The organism is Citrobacter sp. CK181 (genome assembly GCF_030333595.1).
Lineage (GTDB): Bacteria > Pseudomonadota > Gammaproteobacteria > Enterobacterales > Enterobacteriaceae > Citrobacter_B > Citrobacter_B koseri.
Map to the genome: position 1 here is coordinate 142654 of NZ_JAOWFN010000014.1, position 10775 is coordinate 153428.

At 56.9% G+C, this 10775-nt stretch carries 9 protein-coding genes; 6 read left to right on the forward strand and 3 right to left on the reverse strand.

Annotation, left to right across the window (positions count from 1 at the left end; all coding sequences use genetic code 11):
• The first annotated feature begins 2 nt into the window (after positions 1-2).
• A complete protein-coding gene (locus OGW17_RS14225) occupies positions 3-506 on the forward strand; it encodes a fimbrial protein (protein WP_071260111.1) in 504 nt (167 codons plus the stop codon).
• Here OGW17_RS14225 and dinG read toward each other — a convergent pair.
• Entirely contained in the window at positions 493-2670 is a 2178-nt protein-coding gene (dinG, locus tag OGW17_RS14230) for an ATP-dependent DNA helicase DinG (RefSeq protein WP_071259640.1), read from the reverse strand. The genes OGW17_RS14225 and dinG overlap by 14 nt on opposite strands.
• Positions 2671-2766: 96 nt before the next feature.
• A complete protein-coding gene (gene rhlE / locus OGW17_RS14235; RefSeq protein WP_047457973.1) occupies positions 2767-4125 on the reverse strand; it encodes an ATP-dependent RNA helicase RhlE in 1359 nt (452 codons plus the stop codon).
• Between the two features lie 229 nt (positions 4126-4354).
• Here rhlE and cecR point away from each other — a divergent pair, with 229 nt between their 5' ends.
• The 5 genes from cecR (at position 4355) to OGW17_RS14260 (ending at position 10394) form a co-directional block, all read left to right on the forward strand.
• A complete protein-coding gene (gene cecR / locus OGW17_RS14240) occupies positions 4355-5032 on the forward strand; it encodes a transcriptional regulator CecR (protein WP_071259642.1) in 678 nt (225 codons plus the stop codon).
• Positions 5029-6024, forward strand: a complete 996-nt coding sequence (hlyD, locus tag OGW17_RS14245) for a secretion protein HlyD (RefSeq protein WP_049011132.1) — start codon at positions 5029-5031, stop codon at positions 6022-6024. Before cecR ends, hlyD begins: the two co-directional genes overlap by 4 nt.
• Complete coding sequence (locus OGW17_RS14250) at positions 6017-7753, forward strand: ATP-binding cassette domain-containing protein (protein ID WP_012133182.1); 1737 nt, start codon at positions 6017-6019, stop codon at positions 7751-7753. The genes hlyD and OGW17_RS14250 overlap by 8 nt, the downstream gene beginning before the upstream one ends.
• Positions 7746-8879, forward strand: a complete 1134-nt coding sequence (locus OGW17_RS14255) for an ABC transporter permease (RefSeq protein WP_012133183.1) — start codon at positions 7746-7748, stop codon at positions 8877-8879. The genes OGW17_RS14250 and OGW17_RS14255 overlap by 8 nt, the downstream gene beginning before the upstream one ends.
• 408 nt (positions 8880-9287) lie before the next feature.
• Complete coding sequence (locus OGW17_RS14260; protein ID WP_071259644.1) at positions 9288-10394, forward strand: ABC transporter permease; 1107 nt, start codon at positions 9288-9290, stop codon at positions 10392-10394.
• On the opposite strand, the gene OGW17_RS14265 is transcribed toward OGW17_RS14260, so the two are convergent.
• A complete protein-coding gene (locus OGW17_RS14265) occupies positions 10356-10766 on the reverse strand; it encodes a YbhQ family protein (protein ID WP_024130510.1) in 411 nt (136 codons plus the stop codon). The two genes, OGW17_RS14260 and OGW17_RS14265, sit on opposite strands and share 39 nt — an antisense overlap.
• Positions 10767-10775 lie beyond the last annotated feature (9 nt).

Sequence of the window (10775 nt, forward strand, 5' to 3'; positions counted from 1 at the left end):
CGATGAAAAAAATGGTTTTCTTACTCGCCGCAGGTCTGATGGCATATGCCTGCGCAGATGATATCCAGGTGCAAATGGTGGGTAACATCTATGCCAACACCTGCTCCGTGGACAGCGCCAGTAAAGATTTAACCGTCGATTTGGGGCAGGCGTCATCGAGTGATTTCAAAGACGTAGGCGATACCGGCGAATGGAAAGCGTTTTCCCTGGAAGTAACGCATTGCCCAAAAACACTCACGCTGGCCAACGCGTTTTTTTACGGACAGGCCGATAGCGTACACCCGACCAAATTTGCCAACAGCGGCAATGCGAAAGGGCTTGCGCTGGAGCTGGCCGATCGGCAGGACAATATTCTCATCGCCCCGCAGGCAAGCTTTAACGTGCTGATCAACCAAAGCGATCACACGGCCACTTTCCCGTTAGCCGCCCGCTATTACGCCACGTCCATGCCCGTCAGCGCGGGCTCGTTCGATAGCGTCATACAGGTCACGTTTACCTATCAGTAGGAGCGCGCCCCTTCGCACGGATGCTTTTTTTACGCCCGGCAACCACTTTTGTCGGGCGTTTTTTTACCTCCGGCACTTCCGGGCGTTCAATCGGAAATACCGGGAGCGCATTCAGCAAACGCTGCCCGTAGCTTTTGGTTAACAGACGCTTGTCGTAAATCACCACCTCTCCCCAGCAGCCGTGGCTACGAATCAAACGGCCCACCTGCTGGATCAGGTTAAACGACGCGTTTGGCAGGCTCTGCACTTCAAACGGGTAGCGATTCAGGCTTTTCAGCCACTCGCCTTCGGTGATCACCACCGGGCTGTCGATGGGAGGAAACGCAATCTTGTGAATATGCACCTGAGTCAGCAGGTCGCCTTTCAGATCCAACCCCTCGGCAAAAGATTGCAGGCCAATCAGCACGCTGCGCTCGCCGTTCGCCACCCGCTTACGGTGCAGTTCCACCAGGCGATAGCGCGGCTGATCGCCCTGAACCAGCAGCAAAAGACGCAAATCGGTCACATGCTCCAGAAAGCGCTGCATCGCCCGTCCGCTGGCAAACAAAACCAGCATGCCGTGGTGTTTTTTGCTTTCCAGCGCCTGACGGAAATAGGCCGCCATCTCCGCAATATGCTGCTCTTCGTTATCAATCAACGGTTCATAGCGCATTTGCGGAATAACAATTTTACCCTGCTCCACATGATTAAAGGGGGAGTCCAGCGCCACAAAGCGATCGCCCGCTTTCTCCTTCAGGCCGCTCATCTCCTGCAAGCGCGAGAAGCTGTTAAGCGAACGCAGGGTCGCCGACGTTACAATAATATGCGGCACGCTGCGCCAGAGCAGCCTTTCAAGCTGATCGCTGACGCGAATGCCCACACAGTGGAACCAGACGTGTATCTGCCCATCGCGCGCCTCCCGCGTGGCCCACTTCGAGACCGGCGCACCGGAAGACTGCGCCAGCGACGCCAGCCGCCAGAGCTTGCTTTGCGCCTCAAACATGCCCAGCGCGCGGTTCATCTGCAAAATCACCCGGTGCAGGCGCACAATATCGTGCGAGCCGGTTTTCTCGCTGAGATCGTTAAGGAACAGTTCCGCCAGCCCACGCAACATTTCCGTCAGCTTCGCCAGCCGCTGGCAGATCGCCATGATCTCATCCGGTAACTCGCCCATCGCAAAGCGGTGCTCAGCGTCCTGCGTCGCGGGCATATACAGATTCAGGATGTTGTTGAGCGAGGCAATCAGCTCGTACAACTCTTCGCAATGCGCATTCAGGCGCTCAGGATTCGCCAGCGGCGGCGTGGTTTTCGGGCGGAACTGTTCCAGGCAGGTCGCCACCAGCTTAGTGAACAGATCCAGTTGCAGGCGATACCAGGGGGCGGAGATCTCAGCGCTCATCTCCAGCGCGTCGCGCGCGACATCCGGCAGATGGTGGCCTTCGTCCAGCACCAGCAGAAGATTTTTCGGCTCCGGCAGCACCGCTTCACTCTCCATCGCCGCCATCACCAGCGCATGGTTTGCCACCACCACTTCAGCTTCCTGAATTTCCCGTCGGGCGACAAAAAAAGGGCATTCACGGTAGTAATGGCAATTGCGGTTCAGGCAACTGGCTTTATCGGTGCTCAGGCGCTTCCAGAGCGCGTCGTCAATGGCGATATCGGTATGATCGCGCAACCCGTCCCACTTGTAGCTGTCAAGATCGCCCTTTAGCCTGGCGCAGCGCTTTTGCTCTTCCTGATTATTCGGCGTCAGTTCGTCATCCAGAAACGCGAGCAGATCCTGTTGATTCGGTTCGCTGCTGGCCAGCAGCGCCAGATTACGCGGGCAAACGTAGCGCCCACGACCAAACGCGGCGGTAAACCGCAAGTCAGGAATGATTTTGCGCAGCAGCGGGAGATCTTTGCTGTAGATCTGATCCTGCAACGCCACGTTGGCGGTGCTCACCACCAGCGTTTTTTGTTCTTCGCGGGCAATGGCAATACCGGGAATAAGGTAAGAGAGGGTTTTCCCGACCCCGGTCGGCGCCTCAATCGCCAGATGACGCCCTTCTTCACCCGCCAGCGTTTTGGCGACATCGGCAATCATCTGCCGCTGCGGCGCACGGGGGATAAAGTCGGGGATCTGCTCCTGAAGCGCCTTATACCAGGCGGCGATTTGCGCTTTAAGCGCAGCGGTCAATGCCATGAGAAAACCTGAAATACTGTATAAACAGCCACTATTGTGGCACTTTCTGGCGCGGGTCGCAAAAAGAAAAGCCCGACCTTTCGGCCGGGCTCGCAATTAATCCGCCAGTCTGCGCGGGCGGCGCGGCGGACGTGGTTTATCGCCGCCAGGCTTACCCTCTCCGCTGCGCGGTTTGGCTTTCGGCGCCCCGCCATCATTGCGACGCGGTTGCTGGGCACGGCCTGCTCCGCCCTGTCCCTGACCCTGGCCTCGGCCGCGACCACCGCCGCCACGCTGCTGCTGGCGACCGTTCTGAATCGGCTCCGCTTTAATTGACGGGTCTGGTTCATAACCCGGCGTGGTGATGCGCGGGATCTCTTTTTTCAGCAGCTTTTCGATATCGCGCAGCAGTTTGTGTTCATCAACGCAGACCAGCGATAACGCTTCGCCAGTCGCGGCGGCACGACCGGTACGGCCAATACGGTGCACGTAATCTTCCGGGACGTTTGGCAGCTCATAGTTCACCACATGCGGCAGCTCTTCGATATCCAGCCCGCGCGCCGCGATGTCGGTCGCCACCAGGACACGGATATCGCCGGATTTGAAATCAGCCAGTGCGCGGGTACGCGCGCCCTGAGATTTATTACCGTGGATCGCCGCACTGCGAATGCCGTCTTTATTCAGCTGTTCCGCCAGATGGTTAGCGCCGTGTTTGGTACGGGTAAAGACCAGCACCTGCTGCCAGTTGCCTTTGCCAATCATCTGCGACAACAGTTCGCGCTTGCGTTTTTTATCCACGAAATGAACGTGCTGGGTCACCTGCTCAGAAGCGGTATTACGGCGCGCCACTTCAATTTCCAGCGGGTTATGCAACAGCTTTTCAGCAAGCGCTTTAATGTCATCGGAGAATGTGGCGGAGAACAGCAGGTTCTGGCGCTTCGGCGGCAGTTTTGCCAGCACGCGGCGAATATCGTGGATAAAGCCCATGTCGAGCATACGGTCAGCTTCATCCAGCACCAGAATCTCAATCTGATCCAGCTTCACCGCGTTTTGATGTTCCAGGTCGAGCAAACGCCCCGGTGTTGCCACCAGCACGTCAACGCCGCCGCGCAGTTTCATCATCTGCGGGTTAATGCTGACGCCGCCAAACACGACCAGAGAGCGAATGTTCAGGTATTTACTGTAATCCCGGACGTTTTCGCCAATTTGCGCCGCCAGCTCACGGGTCGGCGTCAGAATCAACGCGCGTACCGGGCGACGGCCCTTCGCGTGCGGCTGCTGCGTGATCAGATGTTGTAACAGCGGCAGCGTAAAACCGGCTGTTTTACCCGTCCCCGTCTGGGCGCTGGCCATCAGGTCGCGGCCTTCCAGCACCGCAGGGATCGCCTGCTGCTGAATAGGGGTAGGTTCACGGTAACCCTGCTCGGCAATCGCGCGCAAAATATCAGGATTCAACCCAAGGGAATCAAAAGACATAACTACTCCGAACCGCCCCGACCGTTACCGGTGTAGTTTTCAGGGAGATACTCACAAGAGGGATGACAAAAACCACAATGTCATGAAGGGGCGGAGTGTAGCAGTTTTTGTGACATACCGCATAAATTATCCCCGTGACTGGAAAAAACAAAATAAACCACCACACTGGACAAGAACAATTATCGGTCATAATCTTAATCAATCGATTGATTAAGAATTGGGTTGCGCGATGAATACCCCAACCATGACGACGAAAGGCGAACAGGCCAAAAGCCAGCTTATCGCCGCTGCGCTGGCGCAGTTTGGCGAATACGGCCTCCATGCCACCACGCGCGACATTGCCGCCCAGGCCGGACAAAATATCGCCGCCATCACTTACTATTTTGGCTCCAAAGAGGATTTATACCTCGCCTGCGCCCAGTGGATAGCCGATTTCATCGGCGCCCAGTTTCGCCCTCATGCCGAGGAAGCGGAACGACTGTTCGCCCAGCCGCAGCCCGATCGCGCCGCAATGCGTGAGCTGATCCTGCGCGCCTGCAAAAATATGATCATGCTGTTAACCCAGGACGACACGGTCAACCTGAGCAAATTTATTTCGCGCGAGCAGCTCTCCCCGACGGCGGCTTATCAACGGGTACACGATCAGGTTCTCAACCCCCTTCACACGCATCTGACGCGCCTGATTGCGGGGTATACCGGCCGCGATCCGGGAGATACGCAAACCATTCTCCACACGCACGCGCTGCTGGGCGAAGTGCTGGCCTTCCGCCTGGGAAAAGAAACCATTTTGCTGCGTACCGGCTGGTCAACGTTTGATGAAGAGAAAACAGAACAGATTTACCAGACGATCACCTGTCATATCGATCTCATTCTGCAAGGCTTAACGCAAAGGAGTCAGGAGCAATGAAAAAACCTGTCGTTATCGCACTGGCTGTCGCGGCGCTGGCCGCCGTGCTTGCCGGTGGTACATGGTGGTATCAGAGTCGGCAGGATAACGGGCTGACGCTCTACGGCAATGTGGATATTCGCACCGTCAATATGAGTTTTCGCGTCGGAGGTCGGCTGGCTTCGCTGGCCGTTGACGAAGGCGACGCCATTACGTCCGGGCAGGTATTGGGCCTGCTGGATAAAGCCCCGTACGAGAACGCGTTGATGCAGGCTAAAGCAGGCGTCTCCGTCGCCCAGGCGCAGTATGATCTGATGCTCGCGGGGTATCGCGATGAAGAGATAGCCCAGGCCGCTGCCGCCGTGAAACAGGCGCAGGCCGCATTTGACTATGCGCAGAACTTTTATCAGCGCCAGCAGGGATTGTGGAAAAGCCGCACGATCTCCGCCAACGACCTGGAGAACGCCCGCTCATCCCGCGATCAGGCGCAGGCGCAGCTGAAATCCGCACAGGACAAATTGAGCCAGTACCGTACCGGTAACCGCCAGCAGGATATCGCCCAGGCAAAAGCCAGCCTCGAACAGGCGCAGGCGCAGCTGGCGCAATCAGAACTCGATTTACAGGATACAACGCTGATCGCCCCCTCTGACGGTACGCTGTTAACCCGCGCGGTAGAGCCCGGCAGTATGCTCAACGCAGGCAGCACCGTGCTGACGCTGTCGCTGACTCGTCCGGTATGGGTTCGCGCCTACGTGGATGAACGCAACCTCAGCCAGGCGCAGCCCGGCCGCGAAATTTTACTCTACACCGATGGCCGCCCTGACAAGCCTTACCACGGCAAAATCGGCTTCGTATCGCCGACCGCTGAATTCACCCCGAAAACCGTTGAAACGCCGGATCTGCGCACAGACCTGGTCTATCGACTGCGCATTGTGGTGACTGACGCGGACGATGCGCTGCGCCAGGGAATGCCGGTGACGCTGACGTTCAGCGACGAGGCGCGGCATGAATGACGCCGTCATTACGTTAAACGGCCTGGTGAAGCGCTTCGCCGGAATGGAAAAACCGGCGGTCGCCCCGCTCGACTGTACGATCCACGCCGGTTATGTCACGGGTCTGGTCGGGCCGGATGGCGCAGGCAAAACCACGCTGATGCGGATGCTGGCAGGGCTTCTCAAGCCCGATAGCGGCAGCGCGTCGGTGATCGGGTTCGATCCGATCAAAAACGACAGTGAATTGCATGCGGTACTTGGTTACATGCCGCAAAAATTTGGTCTGTATGAAGATCTGACCGTGATGGAGAATCTCAATCTCTATGCGGACTTACGCAGCGTAACGGGCGAAGAACGGCAAAAAACGTTTGCCCGTCTGCTGGAATTTACCGCCCTCGGCCCCTTCACCAAACGGCTGGCAGGCAAGCTCTCGGGCGGGATGAAACAAAAACTCGGGCTGGCCTGTACGCTGGTCGGCGAGCCGAAAGTGCTGCTGCTTGACGAACCGGGCGTCGGCGTTGACCCCATCTCCCGTCGCGAGCTGTGGCAAATGGTGCATGAACTGGCGGGTGACGGCATGCTTATCCTGTGGAGTACGTCATACCTGGACGAAGCCGAACAGTGTCGCGACGTGCTGCTGATGAACGAAGGAGAGCTGCTGTATCAGGGCGAACCGACTAAGCTGACGCAGACCATGGCAGGACGCAGTTTCTTAATGAGCAGCCCGCAGGAGAATAACCGCAAGCTCCTGCAACGCGCGTTGAAACTGCCGCAGGTCAGCGACGGTATGATTCAGGGGAAATCGGTACGGCTGATCCTGAAAAAAGAGGCTACCGCAGAGGATATCCGCCGGGCCGAAGGGATGCCGGAGATAACGATTAACGACACCACGCCGCGCTTTGAAGATGCCTTTATCGACCTGCTTGGCGGCGCGGGTACGTCGGAGTCTCCGCTCGGCGCGATCCTGCATACCGTTGACGGCACGCCGGGTGAGACGGTCATTGAGGCCAAAGAACTGACCAAAAAATTCGGCGACTTCGCCGCCACCGACCACGTTAACTTCGCCGTTGAGCGCGGAGAAATCTTCGGTCTACTCGGCCCCAACGGCGCGGGGAAATCCACCACGTTCAAGATGATGTGCGGTTTGCTGGTGCCAACTTCCGGCAAAGCGCTGGTGCTGGATATGGATTTGAAAGTCAGCTCCGGCAAGGCGCGCCAGCATTTAGGGTATATGGCGCAAAAATTTTCCCTGTACGGCAACCTGACGGTAGAGCAAAACCTGCGCTTTTTCTCCGGGGTTTATGGCCTGCGGGGTCGGGCGCAAAACGAAAAAATCACCCGCATGAGCGAAGCCTTCGGCCTGAAAAGCATCGCCTCTCATGCGACGGATGCGCTGCCGCTCGGTTTTAAACAGCGTCTGGCGCTGGCCTGTTCGCTGATGCATGAGCCCGACATTCTGTTTCTCGACGAACCCACCTCCGGCGTCGATCCCCTCACCCGCCGTGAGTTCTGGCTGCACATCAACAGCATGGTAGAAAAAGGGGTCACGGTGATGGTCACCACCCACTTTATGGACGAAGCGGAATACTGTGACCGTATCGGGCTGGTTTATCGCGGCAAGCTGATCGCCAGCGGGACGCCGGACGATCTGAAAGCGCAGGCGGCAGACGACGACACGCCGGACCCGACGATGGAGCAGGCCTTTATCACGCTCATTCACGACTGGGATAAGGAGCATACTCATGAGTAACGCCCTGCTCTCCTGGCGGCGCGTACGCGCGCTGTGCGTGAAAGAGACGCGTCAGATTATCCGCGATCCCAGTAGCTGGCTGATCGCCGTGGTGATCCCATTGCTGTTGCTGTTTATTTTTGGCTACGGGATTAACCTTGACTCCAGCAAGCTGCGGGTCGGCATTCTGCTCGAACAACAGAGCGAGGAGGCGCTGGATTTCACCCACGCCATGACCGGTTCGCCGTATATTGACGCCACCATCAGCGATAGCCGCCATGAGCTTATTGAGAAAATGCAGGCCGGGCGCATTCGCGGGCTGGTGGTGATCCCGGTCGATTTTGCGCAAAAGATGGCGCGAGAGAATGACACCGCGCCGATACAGGTCATCACCGACGGCAGCGAACCGAACACCGCCAACTTCGTGCAGGGTTACGTGGAGGGGGTCTGGCAGATCTGGCAAATGCAGCGGGCTGAAGATCGTGGGGAAGAATTTGAACCGCTGATCGACGTGCAGACCCGCTACTGGTTTAACCCGGCGGCCATCAGCCAGCACTTTATCATTCCCGGCGCGGTCACCATTATCATGACGGTAATTGGCGCCATTCTCACTTCGCTGGTGGTTGCGCGCGAGTGGGAACGCGGAACGATGGAGGCCCTGCTCTCGACCGAGGTGACGCGCGCAGAGTTGTTGCTGTGCAAACTGATCCCCTACTACTTCCTCGGCATGCTGGCGATGCTGCTGTGTATGCTGGTGTCGGTGTTTATTCTTGGCGTGCCCTGGCGCGGCTCGCTGGTGATTCTGTTTCTTATCACCAGCCTGTTTCTGCTCAGTACGCTGGGAATGGGACTGCTGATTTCCACCATTACCCGTAACCAGTTTAACGCCGCGCAGGTCGCGCTGAACGCCGCTTTTTTACCGTCGATTATGCTGTCAGGCTTTATTTTCCAGATAGACAGTATGCCTGCCGTCATCCGCGCGGTGACTTACATTATTCCGGCGCGCTATTTCGTCAGCACCCTGCAAAGCCTGTTTCTGGCGGGGAACATCCCCATTGTGTTGATCGTTAATACGTTATTTTTAATCGCTTCGGCAGCCATGTTTATCGGCCTGACGTGGATGAAGACCAAACGCCGGTTGGATTAAGTTTTCTGCCTGATGGCGCTTCGCTTATCAGGCCTACGACCACATATTTTGTAGGCCGGATAAGGCATTTACGCCGCCATCCGGCAAAGACGTTAAGTTTGTAGGCCGGATAAGGCGTTTACGCCGCCATCCGGCAAAGACGTTAAGTTTGTAGGCCGGATAAGGCATTTACGTCGCCATCCGGCAAAGACGTTAAGTTTGTAGGCCGGATAAGACGTTTACGCCGCCATCCGGCGAAGACGTTAAGTTTGTAGGCCGAATAAGGCATTTACGCCGCCATCCGGCAAAGACGTTAAGTTTGTAGGCCGGATAAGGCGTTTACGCCGCCATCCGACAAAGACATTAAGTTTGTGTAGGCCGGATAAGGCGCAGCCGCCATCCGGCATGGCATGCATAAGGGAGAGAAACATGTTTCATCGCCTGTGGACATTAATCCGCAAAGAGCTGCAATCGCTGTTACGCGAGCCGCAGACCCGCGCGATCCTGATCTTACCGGTGCTGATCCAGGTGCTGCTGTTTCCCTTTGCCGCCACGCTGGAAGTGACCAATGCCACCATTGCCATTTATAACGAAGATAATGGCAAACATGCCGTCGAGCTGACGCAACGGTTCGCGCGCGCCAAAGCGTTTACCCATATCCTGCTGCTGAAAAGCCCGCAGGAAATCCAGCCGACGATCGACACGCAAAAAGCATTGTTGCTGGTGCGCTTTCCGGCCGATTTTTCCCGTCAGCTGGATAACCTCCAGCCCGCGCCGCTACAGCTCATTCTTGATGGCCGTAACTCCAACAGCGCGCAAATCGCCGCCAATTATCTCCAGCAGATCGTCAAGGATTATCAGCAGGAGCTGATAGAGGGCAAACCCAAGCCCAACAACAGCGAGCTGGTGGTGCGCAACTGGTACAACCCGAATCTGGACTATAAGTGGTTTGTGGTGCCGTCCCTGATCGCCATGATCACCACGATAGGCGTCATGATCGTCACCTCGCTCTCCGTTGCCCGCGAGCGTGAACAGGGTACGCTGGATCAACTGCTGGTTTCCCCTCTCACCACCTGGCAAATTTTCATCGGTAAAGCGGTGCCCGCGCTGATTGTCGCCACTTTTCAGGCCACGATCGTACTGGCTATTGGCATCTGGGCGTACCACATCCCCTTTGCCGGTTCGCTGGCGCTGTTCTACTTCACAATGGTGATTTACGGGCTGTCGCTGGTTGGATTTGGCTTGTTAATCTCGTCGCTCTGCTCCACCCAACAGCAGGCTTTCATCGGCGTATTCGTCTTTATGATGCCTGCTATCCTGCTATCGGGATACGTTTCTCCGGTCGAGAACATGCCGGTATGGCTACAAAATCTGACGTGGATAAACCCTATCCGCCATTTTACGGACATCACCAAGCAGATTTATTTGAAAGATGCGAGTCTGAAGATCGTCTGGGGGAGTTTGTGGCCGCTACTGGTGATCACGGCCACAACGGGGTCAGCGGCGTATGCGATGTTTAGACGCAAAGTGATGTAGCTTTTTCTCCTTCGCCAGCAGCGAAACCACAGCAGGCCCGGCAAGGATCGCCAGCCCAGCCAGCGCCAGCAGCAGGTTGTTGTGCAGTACGCGGGACAGCAGCCACAGGGCAATCATCGCGGCGCCGAAATACCAGGTGGTCGTCAGCTCTTCCAGCACATCCGCAACGTCGCGCCAGCGCTGTTCGTGGTGGCGTTGTAACGCCAGCATCAGCAGCACCGTCACGCCATAAAGCACGCATAATCCCAGGCCGACGCGGACTAAAGCGCCGCTCATCCAGCCCATTACCAGCAGCGCCACTACCAGTAAATGCAACATAATCTGCCAGCAACTAAGACCCGTTGCGACACGAACACGTTGTTGCCACCTCATGGCTTTTTC

Bases quoted from the DNA above. Each gene is read 5' to 3' on its own strand.
- OGW17_RS14225 (WP_071260111.1), top strand. From the start codon at position 3: ATGAAAAAAATGGTTTTCTTACTCGCCGCAGGTCTGATGGCATATGCC.
- dinG (WP_071259640.1), bottom strand. From the start codon at position 2,670: ATGGCATTGACCGCTGCGCTTAAAGCGCAAATCGCCGCCTGGTATAAG.
- rhlE (WP_047457973.1), bottom strand. From the start codon at position 4,125: ATGTCTTTTGATTCCCTTGGGTTGAATCCTGATATTTTGCGCGCGATT.
- cecR (WP_071259642.1), top strand. From the start codon at position 4,355: ATGAATACCCCAACCATGACGACGAAAGGCGAACAGGCCAAAAGCCAG.
- hlyD (WP_049011132.1), top strand. From the start codon at position 5,029: ATGAAAAAACCTGTCGTTATCGCACTGGCTGTCGCGGCGCTGGCCGCC.
- OGW17_RS14250 (WP_012133182.1), top strand. From the start codon at position 6,017: ATGAATGACGCCGTCATTACGTTAAACGGCCTGGTGAAGCGCTTCGCC.
- OGW17_RS14255 (WP_012133183.1), top strand. From the start codon at position 7,746: ATGAGTAACGCCCTGCTCTCCTGGCGGCGCGTACGCGCGCTGTGCGTG.
- OGW17_RS14260 (WP_071259644.1), top strand. From the start codon at position 9,288: ATGTTTCATCGCCTGTGGACATTAATCCGCAAAGAGCTGCAATCGCTG.
- OGW17_RS14265 (WP_024130510.1), bottom strand. From the start codon at position 10,766: ATGAGGTGGCAACAACGTGTTCGTGTCGCAACGGGTCTTAGTTGCTGG.